General features: G+C 66.3%; 21 protein-coding genes and 2 tRNA genes. 12 read left to right on the top strand and 11 right to left on the bottom strand.

Annotated elements, in window-relative coordinates:
• Positions 1 to 99 precede the first annotated feature (99 nt).
• Positions 100 to 175, bottom strand: a tRNA-His gene (locus E3T49_RS13035).
• A 41-nt stretch (positions 176 to 216) separates the two neighbouring features.
• A complete protein-coding gene (gene orn / locus E3T49_RS13030; protein ID WP_134425329.1) occupies positions 217 to 837 on the bottom strand; it encodes an oligoribonuclease in 621 nt (206 codons plus the stop codon).
• Between the two features lie 70 nt (positions 838 to 907).
• Between orn and E3T49_RS13025 the strand changes: the two genes are divergently transcribed.
• The 5 genes from E3T49_RS13025 to nadE all read left to right on the top strand — a co-directional run bounded on the left by E3T49_RS13025 (position 908) and on the right by nadE (position 3,406).
• Positions 908 to 1,168: a YbbN family protein gene (locus E3T49_RS13025; RefSeq protein WP_134425328.1), complete on the top strand. Its 261-nt coding sequence runs from the start codon at positions 908 to 910 to the stop codon at positions 1,166 to 1,168.
• A gap of 41 nt (positions 1,169 to 1,209) precedes the next feature.
• A tRNA-Arg gene (locus E3T49_RS13020) sits at positions 1,210 to 1,282 on the top strand.
• A 64-nt stretch (positions 1,283 to 1,346) separates the two neighbouring features.
• Positions 1,347 to 1,799 (top strand): S-ribosylhomocysteine lyase, encoded by a 453-nt coding sequence (locus E3T49_RS13015; protein WP_134425482.1) that lies wholly within the window; start codon positions 1,347 to 1,349, stop codon positions 1,797 to 1,799.
• Positions 1,796 to 2,521, top strand: coding sequence for a 5'-methylthioadenosine/S-adenosylhomocysteine nucleosidase (gene mtnN, locus E3T49_RS13010; RefSeq protein WP_134425327.1), 726 nt, complete (start codon positions 1,796 to 1,798; stop codon positions 2,519 to 2,521). The genes E3T49_RS13015 and mtnN overlap by 4 nt, the downstream gene beginning before the upstream one ends.
• Positions 2,522 to 2,584: 63 nt before the next feature.
• Positions 2,585 to 3,406, top strand: a complete 822-nt coding sequence (gene nadE / locus E3T49_RS13005) for an ammonia-dependent NAD(+) synthetase (protein WP_134425326.1) — start codon at positions 2,585 to 2,587, stop codon at positions 3,404 to 3,406.
• A gap of 111 nt (positions 3,407 to 3,517) precedes the next feature.
• Here nadE and E3T49_RS13000 read toward each other — a convergent pair whose 3' ends face one another.
• The 4 genes from E3T49_RS13000 to mgrA all read right to left on the bottom strand — a co-directional run bounded on the left by E3T49_RS13000 (position 3,518) and on the right by mgrA (position 6,608).
• Positions 3,518 to 4,216 carry a hypothetical protein gene (locus E3T49_RS13000; RefSeq protein ID WP_134425325.1) on the bottom strand — a complete coding sequence of 233 codons (699 nt, stop codon included), beginning with the start codon at positions 4,214 to 4,216 and terminating at the stop codon, positions 3,518 to 3,520.
• Between the two features lie 76 nt (positions 4,217 to 4,292).
• Positions 4,293 to 4,556: a hypothetical protein gene (locus E3T49_RS12995; RefSeq protein WP_134425324.1), complete on the bottom strand. Its 264-nt coding sequence runs from the start codon at positions 4,554 to 4,556 to the stop codon at positions 4,293 to 4,295.
• 83 nt (positions 4,557 to 4,639) lie between these two features.
• Complete coding sequence (locus E3T49_RS12990) at positions 4,640 to 5,596, bottom strand: DMT family transporter (protein WP_134425323.1); 957 nt, start codon at positions 5,594 to 5,596, stop codon at positions 4,640 to 4,642.
• Positions 5,597 to 5,600: 4 nt separating this feature from the next.
• Complete coding sequence (gene mgrA / locus E3T49_RS12985) at positions 5,601 to 6,608, bottom strand: L-glyceraldehyde 3-phosphate reductase (protein ID WP_134425322.1); 1,008 nt, start codon at positions 6,606 to 6,608, stop codon at positions 5,601 to 5,603.
• Between the two features lie 17 nt (positions 6,609 to 6,625).
• Here mgrA and msrA point away from each other — a divergent pair, with 17 nt between their 5' ends.
• The 5 genes from msrA (at position 6,626) to E3T49_RS12960 (ending at position 10,620) form a co-directional block, all read left to right on the top strand.
• Entirely contained in the window at positions 6,626 to 7,147 is a 522-nt protein-coding gene (msrA, locus tag E3T49_RS12980) for a peptide-methionine (S)-S-oxide reductase MsrA (RefSeq protein ID WP_134425321.1), read from the top strand.
• A 192-nt stretch (positions 7,148 to 7,339) separates the two neighbouring features.
• Positions 7,340 to 7,834, top strand: a complete 495-nt coding sequence (locus E3T49_RS12975) for a single-stranded DNA-binding protein (protein ID WP_134425320.1) — start codon at positions 7,340 to 7,342, stop codon at positions 7,832 to 7,834.
• 74 nt (positions 7,835 to 7,908) lie between these two features.
• Positions 7,909 to 8,427, top strand: coding sequence for a DUF6993 domain-containing protein (locus E3T49_RS12970; protein ID WP_241972819.1), 519 nt, complete (start codon positions 7,909 to 7,911; stop codon positions 8,425 to 8,427).
• Positions 8,428 to 8,432: 5 nt separating this feature from the next.
• Complete coding sequence (gene ettA, locus E3T49_RS12965; RefSeq protein ID WP_134425319.1) at positions 8,433 to 10,115, top strand: energy-dependent translational throttle protein EttA; 1,683 nt, start codon at positions 8,433 to 8,435, stop codon at positions 10,113 to 10,115.
• A 10-nt stretch (positions 10,116 to 10,125) separates the two neighbouring features.
• A complete protein-coding gene (locus E3T49_RS12960; RefSeq protein WP_134425318.1) occupies positions 10,126 to 10,620 on the top strand; it encodes an acyl-CoA thioesterase in 495 nt (164 codons plus the stop codon).
• Positions 10,621 to 10,665: 45 nt separating this feature from the next.
• Here the strand turns inward: E3T49_RS12960 and E3T49_RS12955 are convergent, their stop codons facing one another.
• A complete protein-coding gene (locus E3T49_RS12955; RefSeq protein ID WP_134425317.1) occupies positions 10,666 to 11,088 on the bottom strand; it encodes a QcrA and Rieske domain-containing protein in 423 nt (140 codons plus the stop codon).
• A gap of 65 nt (positions 11,089 to 11,153) precedes the next feature.
• Positions 11,154 to 12,029 carry an acyl-CoA thioesterase gene (locus E3T49_RS12950; RefSeq protein WP_241972818.1) on the bottom strand — a complete coding sequence of 292 codons (876 nt, stop codon included), beginning with the start codon at positions 12,027 to 12,029 and terminating at the stop codon, positions 11,154 to 11,156.
• 68 nt (positions 12,030 to 12,097) lie between these two features.
• On the opposite strand from E3T49_RS12950, the gene E3T49_RS12945 reads away from it, so the two are divergent.
• Both E3T49_RS12945 and E3T49_RS12940 read left to right on the top strand, forming a co-directional pair.
• Positions 12,098 to 12,775, top strand: coding sequence for a DUF8185 domain-containing protein (locus E3T49_RS12945; RefSeq protein WP_134425316.1), 678 nt, complete (start codon positions 12,098 to 12,100; stop codon positions 12,773 to 12,775).
• A gap of 310 nt (positions 12,776 to 13,085) precedes the next feature.
• Positions 13,086 to 14,630 carry a glucoamylase family protein gene (locus tag E3T49_RS12940; protein WP_134425479.1) on the top strand — a complete coding sequence of 515 codons (1,545 nt, stop codon included), beginning with the start codon at positions 13,086 to 13,088 and terminating at the stop codon, positions 14,628 to 14,630.
• 128 nt (positions 14,631 to 14,758) lie between these two features.
• On the opposite strand, the gene E3T49_RS12935 is transcribed toward E3T49_RS12940, so the two are convergent.
• From E3T49_RS12935 to E3T49_RS12920, 3 genes are all read right to left on the bottom strand, one after another.
• Positions 14,759 to 15,904: a DUF8173 domain-containing protein gene (locus E3T49_RS12935; protein WP_134425315.1), complete on the bottom strand. Its 1,146-nt coding sequence runs from the start codon at positions 15,902 to 15,904 to the stop codon at positions 14,759 to 14,761.
• 244 nt (positions 15,905 to 16,148) lie between these two features.
• Positions 16,149 to 16,640: a GNAT family N-acetyltransferase gene (locus E3T49_RS12930; RefSeq protein WP_134425314.1), complete on the bottom strand. Its 492-nt coding sequence runs from the start codon at positions 16,638 to 16,640 to the stop codon at positions 16,149 to 16,151.
• Positions 16,641 to 17,288: 648 nt separating this feature from the next.
• On the bottom strand, positions 17,289 to 17,753 hold the full coding sequence (locus E3T49_RS12920; protein ID WP_134425313.1) for a cytidine deaminase family protein: 465 nt from the start codon (positions 17,751 to 17,753) through the stop codon (positions 17,289 to 17,291).
• Positions 17,754 to 17,843 lie beyond the last annotated feature (90 nt).

Raw genomic sequence — 17,843 nt, 5'->3', positions numbered from 1 at the left:
GGAGCCTCCAAGAGGGGCCGCTCAGGCGTCATTCACTCTGGCCTGTAGGTATAAATGTAGGTATCTTTCGTCCTACAGCCCTACAGGCCAGTGTTTATATGGGGTGAGTAACGGGGCTTGAACCCGCGGCCTTCCGGACCACAACCGGATGCTCTACCAGCTGAGCTATACCCACCATTCGTTGCTGTCCCGAAGGCCGGCAACTCAGCAAGTGTATTACATGTTCGGAGCGAAAATGTTCACGGCTTCGGCCGCGCTGTTCTTCGCCTGCTCGCTGGACGGGCCCGGGTCGGCCACGAACACGGTCTGACGGTAATACGCGAGCTCGCGAATCGACTCGAGGATGTCGGCCAGGGCGCGGTGTCCGCCGTCCTTCGCGGGGGCGTTGAAGTAGACCCGGGGGTACCAGCGCCGGGCGAGTTCCTTGATCGAGGACACGTCGACGTTGCGGTAATGCAACTGGTTGTCCAGGCGGGGCATGTACTTCGTCAGGAATGCCCGGTCGGTGCCGATGGAGTTGCCGGCCAGCGGCGCCTTCTGATCGGCCGGGATGAACTTGAGCACGTAGTCGAGAACGAGGGTCTCGGCCTCGGCAGCGCTGATGCCGTTCGGGATCTCGGTGATCAGCCCGCTGGTCACGTGCATGTTGCGCACGAAGTCGTTCATGTTCTCGAGTGCGGCGGGGTTCGGCTTGATGATGAGGTCGAGGCCCGGGTCGATGATGTTGAGGTCGTAATCGGTGATCACCACCGCGATCTCCACCAGTTCATCGGAGTCAATGTCCAAACCGGTCATTTCGCAGTCAATCCATACCAACCGGTCACTACTTTTTGTCATAGGGCGAGTCTATCGGCGGCCACCGACCGGTCCCGCAGCGAGGCAGCGGACGGTCCGTAGACTACCGATCATGGAATTGACGTACTACTCCTCCGCGTTCTGCGAGCCGTGCATGCAGACCCGTGCGGTGCTGGCCGAGGTGGAGCGGCTGGTGCCGCAGGCATCCGTGCGTGAACTGGACGTGGCCCGGGATGCCGGCGAAGCCGAGGCCGACGGCATCCGCACCACCCCCACCGTGATCGTGCGGGACGCGAACGGGGTCGAGGTCTTCCGGGCCACGGGCGTGCCGACCCTCGCCCAGGTGCTCGTCGCGGCCGCCAAAGCGATCTGAGCGCCTCCCGGCCGCGTCTGCGGTATCGTTGAACGTTCTTCGCCCCCGTAGCTCAGTGGATAGAGCAGCGGCCTTCTAATCCGCTTGTCGTAGGTTCGATTCCTACCGGGGGCACCGTCTCACCACAGTCTCACCACCGCTTCAATTTTCTCAGGGAGATCACGTGAACCAGCCACGCATGAACGTCGAATCGTTCAACCTCGACCACCGCACGGTCGCCGCTCCCTACGTGCGCCTGGCCGACACCAAGGCGCTGCCGCACGGCGACACGCTCGTCAAATACGACGTGCGCTTCACCCAGCCGAACGTGGCGCACCTGGAGATGCCCGCGGTGCACTCGATCGAGCACCTCTTCGCCGAGCATTCCCGCAACCATTCCGACCGGGTCATCGACTTCTCGCCGATGGGCTGCCAGACCGGGTTCTACCTCATACTGGAGGGCCAGCCCGAATACGCCGAGGTTCTCGGGCTGATCGAGGCCACCCTGACCGACATCCTCGGCGCCACCGAGGTTCCAGCCGCCAACGAGGTGCAGTGCGGCTGGGGAGCGAACCACTCACTGACCGCGGCGCAGGACGCGGTGAAGACCTTCCTCGCAGCCCGTTCCGACTGGGCCACCGTCACCGCGTGAGCGTCATCGATGCGATCATCCTGGTCGCGATGGACGAGGAGGCCGCTCCGTTCCTGGCTGCGGCCACCGCATCCGCCTCGCCGGTCACGGTCGGGAAGGCCCGGCAGTACCGCCTGACTCTGGCCGGCCGCGAGGTGCTGCTCGTGCAGGGCGGCATCGGGCTGGTCAACGCGGCCGGGGCGGCGACATCCGCCATCCTGGCTGCCCGGACCGACGATGCCGAAGCGACCCCTCTGCTGATCAGTGCCGGTTCGGCCGGCGGGGTCGGCGTGCAGGTGCAGGTGGGCGAGGTCGTTGTCGGCAGCGAGTACCTGAACAGTGACGCCGACGCACGCGCCTTCGGGTACGTACTCGGGCAGGTTCCGGGCATGCCGGCCCGTTACACCGGCGCCCCCGCAGCGCTGGTCGGGGCTGAGTCCCCGACGCGGATGCCCGACGGATCCGCCCTGGTCGTTCACCGCGGTCTGCTGGTCTCCAACGACGCCTTCGTGAGCGTGGAGCGCGCCGAACTCCTTCGTGAGCTGTTTCCCGGTGTTCTCGCGACCGACATGGAATCCGTGGGCGCCGCCCAGACCTGTTTCGCGCACAACGTGCCGTTCGTGGCCATCCGCGGCATCTCCGACCTGTGCGGACCGGTCGACGATCACCTCACCCACGTGGATGACGCGGCCGACCGCTCGGCCGCAGTCGTGCTGGAGACGCTGCGCCGACTCACAGACTGAGCGGGCGCCGGCGAAACAGCCGTGAATCCCGCTGCCCGTTCGCCGGCTTGGTAGATTTGCTGGATGCGAGAACTACAGGCGCGAATCATCGCGGAGCTGAACGTGTCCCCCCGGATCGATCCGGCCGCCGAGGTGAGCCGCCGAGTGCAGTTCCTCGCCGACTACCTGCTGCGCACCGGCGCGAAGGGCCTCGTGCTGGGCATCAGCGGAGGCCAGGATTCCAGCCTCGCCGGCCGCCTGTGCCAGCTGGCCGTTGAGCAGTTGGCCGCGGCGGGACATCCGGCCGTCTTCCAGGCCGTCCGGCTGCCGTACCGGGTGCAGCATGACGAGGAGGATGCCCAATTGGCCCTCGAATTCATCCGGCCCGCGACCACCGTCACCTTCGACATCATGCGGGCCGTCGACGCTCTCGAAGCCGAATTCGCCGATGCCACGGGCCGTCCGCTGCCCGACTTCGACAAGGGCAACGTGAAAGCCCGGATGCGCATGGTCGCGCAGTACGCCCTGGCCGGCTCGGCCGGGCTCCTGGTCGTGGGCACCGATCACGCCGCCGAGGCGGTCACGGGCTTCTTCACCAAGTACGGCGACGGAGGGACGGATCTGCTGCCGTTGGCCGGGCTGACCAAACGCCAGGGGCGCGCGCTCCTGGTGGAGCTGGGGGCGCCGGAACGGCTCTACCTCAAGGCTCCGACCGCCGACCTGCTCGACGACGATCCCGGCCAGACCGACGAAGCCAACCTGGGCTTGCGGTACGAGCAGATCGACGACTTCCTGGAGGGACTGCCCGTCGACGATGCGGTCGCCGACACCATCGAGAAGCGCTTCCTGAGCACCGAGCACAAGCGCCAGGTGCCGGCATCGATGTTCGACCAGTGGTGGCGCTAGCCACACGCCCGCACACACGCGTCGAGCCGTGAGCTTCGCTCCTCTCCTTCGTGGAATGGGGGTGAAACTCACGGCTCGGCGGCCACCAGGGGTTCGGGCGGGGGCGGGCGTTTAGCTCTGGAGCGGGGTGGGACGCACTTCGAGTGCCTGCACGTCGTCGAGAAGGCGCTGGGTCTCGGTCGACGGTGAGGTCGGCCCGGCTGCGTAGTTCAGTGGGGCAGGCACGGGAGCGGCGGGCTGGGCGGTGTACTGGTCGTGGTGCTGCTGGGCTGCCCAGGCGTCCTGTTCGGCGATCAGGTTCTTCTCGGAGCTGGACTTCGTGACCTTCCACCGGTCGAGGTCGCTCTGGAACACCTTGCGCGTGCGGCCCGGCTTCTCCTGCCACTCCACCAGACGGTCACGGAATTCGACCAGTGCCGGCTCGAGCTGGTAGCCGAAGGTGGCCGAGGTGCGCTTGAGCTCGGCCAGCTGGTGGGCTGCCCAGTTCGCGGCCACGCTCGACCCCCTGATCGGCAGCAACCGCAGTTGCACGTCCGCCTGTCCCACCGCGCGGTCCGCCAGAACCTGCTCCTGCGGAGTCAGGGAGTTCCAGACGGATGCCTCGGTCGCGGCATCGACGAGGGTGCCGATCACCGCGGCTTTGAGAGCCCGATCGTTCTGCGCGAGGAGGCGTTTGATCGCCCCACGAGAGACCAACGCCGCCAGAAGGCTGGCGACGACGATCGAGACGATGAGCACCACGGCGCTGAAAACCATGGACTGATTGCTGGCTGCCGTGAGCCAGGATACGAAACTATTCCACCACTGCATGAGCGCACTTTACCGGCCCCGGGGCCCGATCTCGGGGAAGGACTCGGCGTGCCCTCCGGGCGGATTTGCGCACGGGTCAGCGGAAGCAGTCGGCTGCGTCGTCGATCCGCCAGAATGTGCCGAGGTTCATCGTGCGGGTGGCGGCAACCATGCGCCGTGCGGCGAAGCTGATGCCGTCGGCCTCGCTGGATTGCTCAATGTGCCCGAGCACCATGCCGGACCGGTTCGAGACCCGCCAGAGACCGTCTTTCACGGGCACGAACTGAAGTCCGCGAATGACCGGCAGTCGTGGGGTGCCGGGGGCTGTGAAGCGGGCTGTCGTGGACGCTGGTGTGGACATGGAATCCTCCGAGATCGGCCGGCCGTGGGTGATGGTTGCTGCGTTCATCACGCTAGGGCGAGCCGCCGACATGGCGTATGTGTCTACCGGAGAGGGCCGTTCAGGAGGGCCTGGTCCTGGCTGGCCAGGTCGAGGTCGACGACCCGGTTCGGCCGGGCGGTCTGCGCGACCACGATGCCGGCGAGCACGAGGACCACGCCCAGCATCTGCAGCCCGTCCAGTGATTCACCGAGCCAGAGGAATGCGAACGCGAAAGCGAAGAGCACCTCGGAGGCGCTCACGATGCCGGCCGCCGTCGCGTTCAGCCGGCCGAGCGCCATGTAGGAGAGCAGGTACGGGGCGAACGAACCGAACACGCCGTTCCACAGCATCAGCAGCCATAGCGGGAGGGACACCGCTTCGAGGTTGCCGTTCAACGCGACATCCTGAACCAGAGTCTGCGGTTCAATCTGCCACCACGCGCTGAACATGAGCCAGAAGGCGCTGGCGAAGAGCATGGACCAGAAGGAGACGGCCAGCGGAGAGGTTGCGGCAACCTGCCGTTCCCCGACCAGGAAGTACACGGCCAGGCAGACCGCGGCGAGGATCCCGGCGAGCACGCCCAGGCCGGACAGGGTGCTCGCCCAGATCTGGGCGACGACGGCCATGCCGATCAGAACGCATCCGATGGCCAGCCAGATGCGGGGCTTGACCCGCTCCTGGAACACGAACCGGGCGACCAGCGCCACGATCAGCACGCCGGTGTACTCGAGCATGAGCGCGATACCCACCGGCAGCAGGCTGATCGCCACCGCGTAGAACCACTGGATCAGGGCAACCCCGGCCACGCCGAGGACGGCCATCACCGCCAACTGGCGCCGGCTGATGCGGAAAGCCCGCCGGTTCGTGGCGAGCAGCAATCCGCCGGCCAGAAGGGCGACGACCGTGACCCGCACGAAGGTCAGCTGGGCCGGCGACAGGCCGGCCTCCACGATCACCTTGGTGGTGCTGCCGTTGAGGCCGAAGAGCAGCGACGCGAGGAGAGCGTACAGGTAGCCCACCGGCTCAGCCCAGGCCGGTGCCGTGCACGGCGTACGGTTCGATCGCGTCGATCTCGCTCGGTGTCAGCGCGGGAGCGTCGAGGGCGGCGACGGTCTGCTCGAGCTGGCCGACGCTGCTCGCGCCGACCAGCACGCTGGTCACGGATGGCTGTCGCAGGATCCAGGTGACGGCGAGTTGGGCGAGCGTCTGCCCGCGCTCGGCCGCGATGGCGTTGAGGGCGCGGGCACGACCGAGGTAGGTGTCGGTCAGCACCTCGTGTGACAGGAAACCGCTCGTCGCGGCCCGCGAGTCCGCCGGAACGGACCCGGTCAGATAGCGGTCGGTGAGCAGCCCCTGCGCGAGAGGAGAGAAGACGATGCTGCCCACGCCGAGCTCGTCGAGCACGGGGAGAAGCCCCTCCTCGACGTGCCGGTCGAACATCGAGTACCGCGGCTGGTGGATCAGCAACGGGACCTTGTGCTCGGCCAGGGCCGCCGCCGCAACCCGCGTCTGCTCGGGCGTGTAGCTGGAGATGCCGACATACAGGGCCTTGCCCTGCTGCACGGCAGAGGCCAGCGCACCCATGGTTTCCTCGATGGGGGTCTCCGGGTCGGGGCGGTGGGAGTAGAAGATGTCGACGTAGTCGACCCCGAGGCGGCCCAGGCTCGCGTCAAGGGAGGAAAGCAGGTATTTGCGGGAGCCGAAATCGCCGTACGGGCCCGGCCACATGTCATACCCGGCCTTGCTGGAGATGACCATCTCATCGCGGTAGGCGCGGAAATCCTCGGCGAAGATGCGGCCGAAGTTGGTCTCGGCGGCCCCGGGAGGAGGACCGTAATTGTTGGCCAGATCGAAGTGGGTGACCCCCAGGTCGAAAGCGCGGCGCAGGATGGCGCGCTGTCGTTCGATCGGGCGCTCATGGCCGAAGTTGTGCCAGAGTCCGAGCGACAGCGCCGGCAGTTTCAGACCGCTGCGGCCGGTGCGGCGGTAGGTCATGTCGGCATAGCGGTTCGGAGCTGGCACGAAGGTCATGCCGTTACTCTAGGGGCGTGCAAACTTTTGTGATCGCAGGTGGATGTTTCTGGTGTCTCGATGCCGTGTATCGGGTGTTGCGTGGCGTGAGCGCGGTGGTGTCCGGGTACACCGGCGGTGATGCTCCGAAGCCCACCTACGAGTCCGTCTGCACCGGCCGCACCGGCCATGCCGAGGCCATCGCCGTGACGTTCGACCCGGAGATCATCCCGGCCAGCGTCATCCTCGACGTCTTCTTCACCCTGCACGACCCGACCCAGCTCAACCGGCAGGGCGCCGACGTGGGCACCCAGTACCGCTCGGCGATGTTCTACATCGACGAGGAGCAGAAGCAGCTCTTCGAAACGGCTCGCACCCGCGCCGCCGAGTGGTGGGGCGACGGCATCGTCACCACGATCGAGCCGCTCGGCGAGTACTTCGTGGCCGAGGACTACCACCAGGACTTCTTCGCTAAGAATCCCGGCCAGGGCTACTGCATGGCTGTCGCGGTACCCAAGGTGAACAAGATCCGCAAGTCCTACTCCCAGTACCTCGTGTAACGGTTCGTCCAGCCCTCCCCAGATGCGCGGGGCGGTCATTCGGCACAATATCCGGATGCCGCGCCCGCGCGTTTGTCTGCCCCCGCACACTCGGAGAACGCGATCTGGGGCGGCGGAGACAGGCACGAGCCGTCGCTCCCAGGTCGCCTGCTCCGGGCATCCGTCCGGGGCCCGCTGGAAAAGGGAGACCTAATGAGCGACAGCATCACCGTGACCGGAATCGTGGCCACCACGCCCCGTCACCTCGTGACCAGTTCCGGACTGGCCATCACCTCGTTTCGGCTGGCGTCCAGCCAGCGTCGCTTCGACCGCGTCAAACAGACCTGGGTCGACGCCGAGACCAACTGGTACACGGTGTCGTCCTTTCGGCAGCTCGCCCACAACGTGGTGCACTCCGTGCAGAAGGGCGAGCATGTGGTCGTGGCGGGGCGGCTGCGCATCCGGCCGTGGGAGAACGCCGACCGCAACGGCACCTCCGTGGAGGTCGAGGCCGACACCGTCGGTCACGACCTGGCCTGGTGCAGCACGGTGTACACGCGCTCGCCGCCCACGAACGCGTCGGCACCCCAGCCGGCCGAGCAGCCCACGGACGGTTTCCTTCCCGCCGATGCCGTCGCCGACGCCGAGGAATCACCGCAGGCGCCCGCCGAGGCTGGAGCCGGCATGCTGGTCGGGGTCGATTCCTAGCGGCGCCGTCTCCGGGCCGCCGTAGATCTGGCAGACTCGGTGGTCTGACCAAACCGCGGTCGCAGGAGGATAACGTGCCGGCAGCATCAGAACGGGTAGTCCAGCGAGACCGAGGCGGCCACCGTTTCGGTCGTACCGGAGCGGCGCTGCTGCTCGGTCTGGCGCTGAGCGTCAGCCTCGTGGCCTGCACCGCCGCGCCTGTCCCGGCTCCCGACCCGACACCATCGGCAGCGGCTCCGACTGCGACACCGGAGCCCGCCCCGGTTCTGCTGCCCGATCAGGATGCCAGGGCCAACCTGCCCTATTTCGACAGCCTGGCGACCGCGGTCGTTGCGGCCGACGACGCCGCCGGTGGGCGGGCGTTCGTGGACGCGCTGGTTGCGGGGGGCTTCGATAAAGCCCAGATGGAAGTCACCTTTGACAAGACCAACGTGGATCTGGCCGCGGACTCGATCCAATTCGCCGTTCGGTTCAACGGGGAGTGCCTGATCGGGCAGCACGGACCGGCCACCGGCGGCTACCAGAGCACGGCGACGTCACTGCTCGCATCGGGAACGTGTCTGGCCGGGGCCACGCGGCAAATAGACTGGTAAGCACTATGGCTGAATTTATCTACACGATGGTCCGCGCTCGCAAGGCGGTGGGCGACAAGCTCATCCTCGACGACGTCACCATGTCATTCTTCCCCGGCGCCAAAATCGGCATCGTGGGGCCGAACGGCGCGGGAAAGTCCACGATCCTGAAGATCATGGCCGGGCTGGACACGCCCAGCAACGGTGAGGCCAAGCTGTCTCCCGGCTACACGGTCGGCATCCTGATGCAGGAGCCCGAGCTCGACGAGACCAAGACGGTGCTCGAGAACGTGCAGGAAGGCGTGGGCCCGATCAAGGCCAAGGTCGACCGTTTCAACGAGATCAGCCTGGCCCTGGGCGAGCCCGATGCGGACTTCGACGCACTGCTGGCCGAAATGGGCACCCTGCAGGAGGCCATCGACGCTGCCGACGCGTGGGACCTCGACTCCCAGCTCGAACAGGCCATGGACGCCCTGCGCACCCCGCCGGGGGACTACTCGGTGGCGGACCTCTCCGGTGGTGAGAAGCGCCGGGTGGCGCTGACCAAGCTGCTGCTGCAGAAGCCCGACCTGCTGCTCCTCGACGAGCCCACCAACCACCTGGACGCCGAGAGTGTGCTGTGGCTCGAGCAGCACCTCGCCCAGTACCCCGGCGCCGTTCTCGCCGTCACCCACGACCGGTACTTCCTCGACCACGTGGCCGAATGGATCGCCGAAGTCGACCGCGGCCACCTGTACCCCTACGAGGGCAACTACTCGACCTACCTCGAGAAGAAGCAGGAACGTCTGCTGATCGCGGGCAAGAAAGACGCGAAGATGGCCAAGCGCCTCGCCGACGAGCTCGAATGGGTGCGCTCGAACGCGAAGGGCCGCCAGGCCAAGTCCAAGGCCCGCCTCGCCCGCTACGAAGAGATGGCCGCGGCCGCCGAGAGCACCCGCAAGCTCGACTTCGAAGAGATCCAGATCCCCATCGGCCCGCGCCTCGGCGCCCAGGTCATCGACGCCAAGAAGCTCAAGAAGGGCTTCGGAGACCGGGTGCTGATCGAGGACCTCTCCTTCACCCTCCCGCGCAACGGCATCGTCGGCATCATCGGCCCCAACGGTGTCGGTAAGACCACGCTGTTCAAGACGATCGTCGGTCTGGAACCGCTCGACCAGGGTGAGTTGAAGATCGGTGAGACCGTCGACATCTCCTACGTCGACCAGAGCCGCAGCGGCATCGACCCGAACAAGTCGCTCTGGGAGGTCGTCTCCGACGGCCAGGACTACATCCAGGTCGGCAAGACCGAGATCCCCTCGCGGGCCTACGTGTCCACGTTCGGCTTCAAGGGTCCCGACCAGCAGAAGAAGGCCGGGGTTCTCTCCGGTGGAGAGCGCAACCGCCTCAACCTGGCCCTCACCCTCAAGCAGGGTGGCAACCTGCTTCTGCTCGACGAGCCCACCAACGACCTGGACGTCGAGACCCTCGGCTCGCTCGAGAACGCCCTGCTCGAATTCCCCGGCTGCGCCGTGGTCATCACTCACGACCGGTGGTTCCTCGACCGCATCGCGACCCACATCCTCTCCTACGAGGGCACCGATGAAGATCCGGCGAACTGGTACTGGTTCGAGGGCAACTTCGAGTCCTACGAGCAGAACAAGATCGAGCGTCTCGGCCCGGATGCGGCCAAGCCGCACCGCTCCGCGTACCGCAAGCTGACCCGCGACTAGGGCGTCCGGCATGAAGCTGCACGTTCCGGTCCGCCTGCGCTGGTCTGACCTTGACGCCTACGGTCACGTCAACAACGCCGAGCTGCTGCGTCTGCTCGAGGATGCGCGCATCCAGGCGTTCTGGCCGGACGAGGACGGCGATGGGCCCGGTGCGTTCGCGAGTACCGCGGTGCTCGACGGGCGCCCGGGTGCGGCGACGCTGACGCTCATCGCGCGACTGGAAGCCGAATACCTGGCGCCGATCCCGTACCTGAGGCAGCCCGTGGACATCCGTTTGTGGATTGGCAAGCTCGGGGGCGCGAGCCTCGAGGTCTGCTACGAGGTGTGGACCCCGATCGGCCTCGAGCCCGTGCAACTGTACGCACAGGCGAGCACCACGATCGTGCTCGTCGACGCGGAGACCGAGCGTCCCCGCAAGATCAACGACCTGGAGCGTGCCGCCTGGACGCCGTACCTGGAGGAACCCATCCGGTTCAGCCGGCGCGCGGCGCTGCCGGTCGACTAGGGCCGAACCGGTTCCGGTAGCCCGAGGTTGCCTTGGGCGACCGGCTCAGCCCGCGGTGACCGTGTCGCCGGTGATCGTGACCGTCACAGAGGCCAGCGGCGTGGTTGCCGGGCCGGCCAGGGCCGCGCCCGTGGTGGGGTCGAACTTCGAACCGTGGCACGGGCAGTCGAACTCGTCTTTCACCGGCTTGACCACGCAGCCCTGATGGGTGCAGATGGCGCTGAACGCCACCACGGTGCCGGCTGTGGGCTGACTGATCAGGATGGGCTTGCCGTCGAGGGAGGCCTCGATCGAGCCGCCGACAGGAATGTCCGCGAGCTTGGCCACCTCGACGGGCCCGTTGTCGCTGGTGCCGGAGTCGCCGGTGCCGTCTGTCCCGCCCGTGGTGCACCCGACCAGGGCGACGGCGGTGCCTGCCGTGCCGAGCAGAAGCGCGGTGCGGCGGGAGATGTCGGTGGGGTTCGTCATGGTTCTCCTCGGTCGGGGGTGTGCGTGGCGGTCGGGGATGTGCGTACGAGAAGCGCTCTGAGAATCTACTCCGCGTTGGTGGGCACGCGCAGCATGCCCTCCTGGGCCACGGTGGCCAGGAGAAGGCCGCCCCGGCTGTAGATGCTGCCGGTGGACAGCCCGCGTCCCCCCTGGGCGGTGGGGGAGTCCTGAACATAGAGCATCCACTCGTCGGCGCGGCCGAAGCGGTGGAACCACATCGCGTGGTCGAGGCTGGCGACTTTGAGCCCCGGCGTGGCCCACGCCACACCATGGCGGCGCATGACGGGTTCCATGATCGAGTAGTCGCTCGCGTAGGCCAGGGCGGCACGGTGCAGGTCAGGGTCGTCGGGGAGCGGGCCCATGGTCTTCATCCACACGGCCTGGCGGGCGGTGTGCTCGCCCTTCACCCGCAGGTAGATCGGCGAGGGCAGGTGACGCATGTCGAAGGGGCGCTCGTTCGCCCAGTAGCGGGCGATGGAATGATCGACCTGGGCCAGGGCGTCCGCGGCCGTCGGCAGGGACTCGGGGTCGGGCATGTCGGCCGGCATCTCGATCTGGTGCTCGAGCCCCTCATCCTCATCCTGGAACGACGCGATCATCGACAGGATCGGGTGCCCGTCCTGGTAGGCCTGCGTGCGCCGGGTGGAGAAGGAACGGCCGTCGTGGATGCGGTCCACGGAGAAGGTGATCGGCTGGCCGACATCGCCGGGGCGCAGGAAGTAGCCGTGCATGGAGTGCACGTGACGGTCGTCGGGCACCGTGCGCATGGCGGCGACCAGAGACTGGGCGAGCACCTGGCCGCCGAAAACGCGGCCGAGCGGCATCCATTGCGAGGGTCCGGTGAAGATGTCCTCGCTGGTGCGGGCACCCGTATCGGTGAGGTCAAGGGCGGCCAGGAGGCCCTCCATCGGCAAGTCCATGTGGCCTCCTCAGGCGCGAGACGGCGGGTCGGTGTGACCTGCGCCGTACCTTGGTAGTTTAGGAGCAGATGAGTAAGTCATTTTCTCTCCCAGATTCCCTGTCCCTTCGTGACCTCCAGGTCTACCTGTCCCGCGCCAGCCGCGTCGAAGACGGTTCCGTGCGCCTGGTTCAGGCCGCCGGGGTGCTCGCCGTCTACACCGCGATCCTGTATCCGCGTGGATTGCTCGACTCCAGCCCCACCGTTCTGGGACTGCGCACCTTCGCGCTCACCGCTCCGGTGGAGCTCGACGCGGTCGTTCCGGTGCGTTCCCTGCTCGACCGTCTCGCCCGCCTCACTGCGGCCGTGGAGGTGCCGGAGGCTCCCGTGAGCGTGACCGTGCCGCTCGAGGTGACGACAGTGACCTGGGCCGGCATCTCGCCGCCGCAGGGCGGCTGGGCCCTGCTCGGCGAAACGGATGCCGCGCTCCTCGACGGGGCTGCACAGGCCGGCATCGAGGAGGTCGCCGGTGTGATCCCGGCTGGTACCGGCGCGCAGATCGTGCAGCGGGTGCGGTCCGAGGTCTGGAGTCGACCCATTCCCGGCCTGGAGATCGTTCCGGCCGGCGCGGCCTTCGCGGCCGTCAGCCTGGGCTTTCTGCCGAAAGACGAGCCCGTGCGCCTGTTCGAAACCGGCCTGTGGACTCGGCTGAGCACCAGCCGCGGCCACATCCTCGTGCGCCGCAAGCCCTGGTCGTTGCGGGCCTGATCCTGGCTCCCGGCCTCCGAGCAGGAGAGCACGTCGAGTCTGAGCACCGGCAGTAACCCAACGGCCGTGTTCTCGGACCCGGTTCCGTGTCGCTCGACCGGCCCATCCGATGAGTCCGGCACGACTTCTGCCTGTCCCCACGGTCAACGATGGTTCCTTGCGTCCGGTGATGTATGCGCTTACACTCATCAGAACGCGCCTGGCGCACCTCAGATCGGCCCGGTCATCCGGTGATCGGTCACCCGGCGCCGACGCGGTCAACGACGACACGAAGGAACAGTCTGTGAAACGAACACCTAAGTTTGCCGTGATGTGCGCCGCGCTGGTTGCGGGAACGCTCATCATTGCGCCGAGCGCCGCCGCCGACCCCGGCACATCGACGGGGTCCACGAAGGACGATCCCCCCGGAGACAGCACGGTCCTCACGGGCTACGCCGTCGACACCTGGGCCTCCCTCGACGCCATGACCGACAAGAAGACCGGGCTCCCCGCGGACAAGATTCAGGGTGACCTGTCCGAGCCGAGCGACAACACCAGCCCGACCAACATTGGCGGCTACCTGTGGTCGGTCATCTCGGCGAGGGACCTCGGCATCATCAGCAAGCAGGATGCTTTCAAGCGCATGAAGTCCACCCTCAAGACCCTCGAGAAGATCGAGCGGCACGAGCCCAGCGGCATGTTCTACAACTGGTACTCGCCGCGCGACGGTCACAAGCTCACCACCTGGCCGGGCAGCGGCGACCCCGTCGATCCGTTCCTGAGCTCGGTCGACAACGGCTGGCTCGCTGCGTCCTTCCGCATCGTCGCCGAGGCCGAACCCCGCCTCGCCCGATCGGCCGATGCTCTCTACGCCAGTATGGACTTCGGCTACTTCCACAATCTCGAGGGCGGAGCGAACGCCGTCAACGGCGCCGGTCTCAATCGCGGCGGTTTCTGGGTGACGCCCCCTCCCGGCTGCAGCGTTCCCGGCAATTACGGCGACGACGGCTCTGAGGTCTACTACACCTGCCACCACTACGACACGAGTGTGAGCGAAGCGCGAATCGCGACCTACCTCGGAATCGCCAACGGACAAATTCCCGCTGAGGCCTATTACGGAACGCTGCGCACCATGCCCGATCAGGGCTGCGACTTCGACTGGCAGGAACAGAAGCCCACCGGCGAAACGAGGGAGTACCTCGGTGTGCCCGTCTATGAGGGCGTCTACGAATACCGTGGAATGAAACTCGTACCGGCCTGGGGCGGCAGCATGTTCGAGGCGCTGATGCCCGACCTGCTCGTGCCCGAAGCCGATTGGGGGCCGCAATCCTGGGCCGTGAACCACCCGGCGAGCGTGCGCGCCCAGATCGAGCACGGTCTCGACGAGGCCGGCTACGGCTACTGGGGCTTCTCCCCGGCGAGCGATCCATTCGGTGAGTACGCGGAGTACGGAGTCGAGGGAGTGGGCATGAGCACCGACGGCTACGCCTCCGACCGGGAGCGAACCAACGTCGATGCCGGCTACGAGGGATGCCGCGAGGCCAGCAACCCGAACCCCGACTTCGGCGATGGCGTTGTGACGCCGCACGCATCCTTCCTCGCCCTGCCGTATGACAAGCCGGCCGTGCTGAGCAACCTCGCGGGTATCAAGAACGACCTGGCCGCCTATGGCCCCGGCGGCTTCTACGACGCCGTCGCGACGCAGAGCGGCACCATCGCCGACCGGTATCTCTCCCTCGACCAGTCGATAACCATGGCCGCGATCGCCAACGAACTGCTCGACGACCGGCTCAAGGACTACTTCGTCGACGACGCCTTCGAGGTGGCCGTGCGACCGCTCGTCGAAGCGCAGATCTTCGGTTCCAGGCTGGAGTAACCGGGTCACCGCGAGGCCTCGTCATCATCTCGGCGGTGAGGACCGCGGAAATCCACCGGATGGATGCGCCCCGGCATTGCACGAGGACGGAGCCCAACGAATGCTCGTTGGGCTCCGTCCTGGGGATGTCAGGCGTATGTCTGCGGAGACGCCCCGACCGTCGGGGACGTTGCTGCGGGCGGGATCGCAACCGTTTCGGTCCGGGTGTGCCACGGCCGCTTACTGTGGATTGCCAGGAGCTGTGCGCCGAGACCGAAGAACACCACGGCGACCCAAACAACGATGTTCAGCCACGGAATCTGCAGAGCGACGATGAGGATCACGCCGCCGACGAGCGCCTTCACGACGGGGTGTTGGTTTCCGCGGAAGATGAGCCGACCGATGTAATAGGCGCCGTACACGAACGTCGCCAGCGTGAGCACGAGCCACACCAACAGGCCCGCCAGCGCGAGGGGTGCGCCGATCACGGAGACCAGGAGGGCCAGCACTGCAATGGGTACGGCAACGGATGCCACGAAGCCCACGAGCAACGCCTTCCAGGGTGACGGGATGAGGTGGTCTGTCACCCGCTGCAACAAGCGCGGCACAAGCAGGGCTGCGGCGATGGTGATGAGGCTCAAAGCGACCAGCGCGTAGAGCAACCCGAGAAGCCAGCCGACGAACACGGCCCAGGGTGAGACCTCGACCTCGGGGGGTTGCGCCCGTTCGATGCGCTCCACGGTGCCGCTCACAGTGCCCTCCGCGATGCGCGCGGCGGAGTCGCTTTCATAGGTGACGTTGCCCCCGATCGTTCCGTCAATGGTGAGCTGTCCGGTGCTGACGATCAGGTCACGGCCTATTTCCCCGGCGATCGCGACGTCTCCGCCGGCACTCAGCAGATCGTTACCGATCGATCCGGCGTCGGTGACGTCCACGGTTCCCGCGAAGACGGTTCCACTGCGCGAGACGTCACCGCTGATCACGATGCTGCCCCCGGCAAGACGCACATTGCCGTCAATGGTCCCGGTGATGGTGATGGTCTGGGCTGCGGCGATCACGTCTCCCGTGACGTCGCCGCTGATGGTGACGCTCTGGCCCGACGCGTACACGTCGCCATCGACCTCACCCGAGACGTCGACGGCAAGACCACTGTAGAACTGTGGGCCCTCACCGTCGTTGGCAAGCAATTTGGGCGTCGATGACGCGGCGACTGCGGCTGTCCCTGCGGGCAGAATCAGAAGCCCCGCTGCGAGAACAGTGGCGGCGAGTCGCCAGGTGTGTGACAGGACTCTCATTTCTATCCCTCTCTCATGCCTCGTGTGCTTCCCCGATATGGCACTCGTCGGGTTCATGGCCGGATGCTCTGGTCGCGAGTCGGTTCGTTCGGGCTGAATCTGGAGGGCTTCAGTCAGCGAGAAAGATACACCCGGCCGCTTGATTCGATGTCTTTGACGTTCCCACCCCTGAGGAGGGCTCCTGTGACCGTGATCGTATGGGCGCGGCGCTTTCACCCGGATGCCAGGTGGAACCTTCAGCGGGTCATAACCTGAGAAGCATCGTGTCCGAATCGCCGACCCGTCCCGCGACGACGAAGCCGTTACTCACGTAAAGTGCACGGGCTCGCTCGTTGTCGTCTTCAACGCTCAAGCTCAGCCCCTGGAGGCCACGCTCGACTGAGGCCCGTATCGTCCGCTCCAGTAGGACGCGGCCTATGCCCTGGCCTCGATGAGTGCTCACGACGCCCATGCCTAGTTCGGGGATGCCCTCATCAACGAAGCCATATCCGGGATCCTCGGCGGTCATGAACCTCGCCCAAGCCGCACCGACCGGCTTGTCCTCTGCCTCGTAGGCAACGAAACCGAAATCTGAGCTTCGTTTCCAATCGGAGACGTAGTGCCAGATGTCGGGGATATTCATGATGGCTTGCAGAGTCGCAGGTTGCCGGTCTTCGCGCCAGTTGAACGCTTCGAGCAGCATGGCCGCGAGAAAGTCGATGTCCTCAGTGGCAGCGTCGCGGATACGCAATGTCATCGCGTTGTTCCTCAATTCACAAGTGCGGCACGGCAGATTGGTCGACGCGGATTGGTGCGTCTATCGAAGGCACATGCCTTCAGGTTTGGATTTCACGGAGTAGATGGATCTGAATCCGCTGCCGCGTCGATGGTGGCCTTGGGCGTGAACGCAAGTGCCAGGAACTGCTCGCGAGCGTGACTTCCAACGTATAGCAGCGCACTCCCGCTACCGGAGATCAAGACCATCCCGGTGCTTGGTTTCGGTGACCACGCCGGAGAGCCCGCACGGCATCCAAGACGAGTATGGATCACGCACCCAGGAGCGTCTGGCATCAGGCCCCTACGTGGCGTCGGTGCCTGCGTTCATCTCCGATCTCGACACACCGCTCGACAGTGAGCTGCAGGCGCTGACGGAGGAGGCCGCCAGTGAACCTGCCCGCTTCGATGCAGAAGTGGCGCAAATCGCCGCACCATTCGCATCCATTCTGCTTCGCACCGAGAGTGCCTCCAGCTCCGAAATCGAGAACCTCACGAGTGGTGCACGATACCGGTCGATATTTCGATGCCCTGAGCGCGTACCGGTCCGGGGATGTCACCTCGATAATCCGTTCCATCGCGGAGGCGTCGTTCGCAGCGGTGCACAACGGTCGCATCCTTCCGCTCGATGTCAGCGAAAACGCTCCTCGTCGAACTGCTGAGTGCCGCCCTCCATGGTCCATGCAGCGGCAAACGGCATCAGCGTCTCAATGGTGGCGACGCGAACGCCCTCGGCGGTCGGAAGCAGCACTCTGATGCCTGGGTAGTAATCAAAGAGGACCTGCCTGTCACGCCCGCACGGGCCGACAACACCGCGCCCGTGATTGCCAACAGCGACGATTGTCGTGATTTCTCGGCCGCCCTGTGCACGCGCCGCGCCGAGTGCAACCAGCTCGGCGCACGGACCGCCGGTGAAGTGGAACAGATTCACCCCGGCGAACATGCGGCCGTCGGCGTCTCGAACTGCCGCGCCCATCGTGTGTGCACCATCTTCATCGGGCCCGGCATCCGTGCTCGCGTCGATGACCTCTCTTGCGAGCTCAACGAGCTCAAGGTCTTCGGCCGTCGGCACTTCGAGTTCAGCGTTGGGGAGCATGAGGGTAATCCTAGGGATCGAAACGGATCCAACTCTTGGCCTGCCGCCCGCAAGCCGGACCCTGAGCGCGCGCACCCGCACAACGGCAGG

The sequence above is a fragment of the Cryobacterium cryoconiti genome (genome assembly GCF_004403065.1).
GTDB classification, from domain to species: Bacteria; Actinomycetota; Actinomycetes; order Actinomycetales; family Microbacteriaceae; genus Cryobacterium; species Cryobacterium cryoconiti.
This window is presented reverse-complemented; position numbering and strand designations above follow the sequence as displayed.

Bases quoted from the DNA above. Each gene is read 5' to 3' on its own strand.
- orn (WP_134425329.1), bottom strand. From the start codon at position 837: ATGACAAAAAGTAGTGACCGGTTGGTATGGATTGACTGCGAAATGACC.
- E3T49_RS13025 (WP_134425328.1), top strand. From the start codon at position 908: ATGGAATTGACGTACTACTCCTCCGCGTTCTGCGAGCCGTGCATGCAG.
- E3T49_RS13015 (WP_134425482.1), top strand. From the start codon at position 1,347: ATGAACGTCGAATCGTTCAACCTCGACCACCGCACGGTCGCCGCTCCC.
- nadE (WP_134425326.1), top strand. From the start codon at position 2,585: ATGCGAGAACTACAGGCGCGAATCATCGCGGAGCTGAACGTGTCCCCC.
- E3T49_RS13000 (WP_134425325.1), bottom strand. From the start codon at position 4,216: ATGCAGTGGTGGAATAGTTTCGTATCCTGGCTCACGGCAGCCAGCAAT.
- E3T49_RS12995 (WP_134425324.1), bottom strand. From the start codon at position 4,556: ATGTCCACACCAGCGTCCACGACAGCCCGCTTCACAGCCCCCGGCACC.
- mgrA (WP_134425322.1), bottom strand. From the start codon at position 6,608: ATGACCTTCGTGCCAGCTCCGAACCGCTATGCCGACATGACCTACCGC.
- E3T49_RS12975 (WP_134425320.1), top strand. From the start codon at position 7,340: ATGAGCGACAGCATCACCGTGACCGGAATCGTGGCCACCACGCCCCGT.
- ettA (WP_134425319.1), top strand. From the start codon at position 8,433: ATGGCTGAATTTATCTACACGATGGTCCGCGCTCGCAAGGCGGTGGGC.
- E3T49_RS12960 (WP_134425318.1), top strand. From the start codon at position 10,126: ATGAAGCTGCACGTTCCGGTCCGCCTGCGCTGGTCTGACCTTGACGCC.
- E3T49_RS12955 (WP_134425317.1), bottom strand. From the start codon at position 11,088: ATGACGAACCCCACCGACATCTCCCGCCGCACCGCGCTTCTGCTCGGC.
- E3T49_RS12950 (WP_241972818.1), bottom strand. From the start codon at position 12,029: ATGGACTTGCCGATGGAGGGCCTCCTGGCCGCCCTTGACCTCACCGAT.
- E3T49_RS12945 (WP_134425316.1), top strand. From the start codon at position 12,098: ATGAGTAAGTCATTTTCTCTCCCAGATTCCCTGTCCCTTCGTGACCTC.
- E3T49_RS12940 (WP_134425479.1), top strand. From the start codon at position 13,086: ATGTGCGCCGCGCTGGTTGCGGGAACGCTCATCATTGCGCCGAGCGCC.
- E3T49_RS12935 (WP_134425315.1), bottom strand. From the start codon at position 15,904: ATGAGAGTCCTGTCACACACCTGGCGACTCGCCGCCACTGTTCTCGCA.
- E3T49_RS12930 (WP_134425314.1), bottom strand. From the start codon at position 16,640: ATGACATTGCGTATCCGCGACGCTGCCACTGAGGACATCGACTTTCTC.
- E3T49_RS12920 (WP_134425313.1), bottom strand. From the start codon at position 17,753: ATGCTCCCCAACGCTGAACTCGAAGTGCCGACGGCCGAAGACCTTGAG.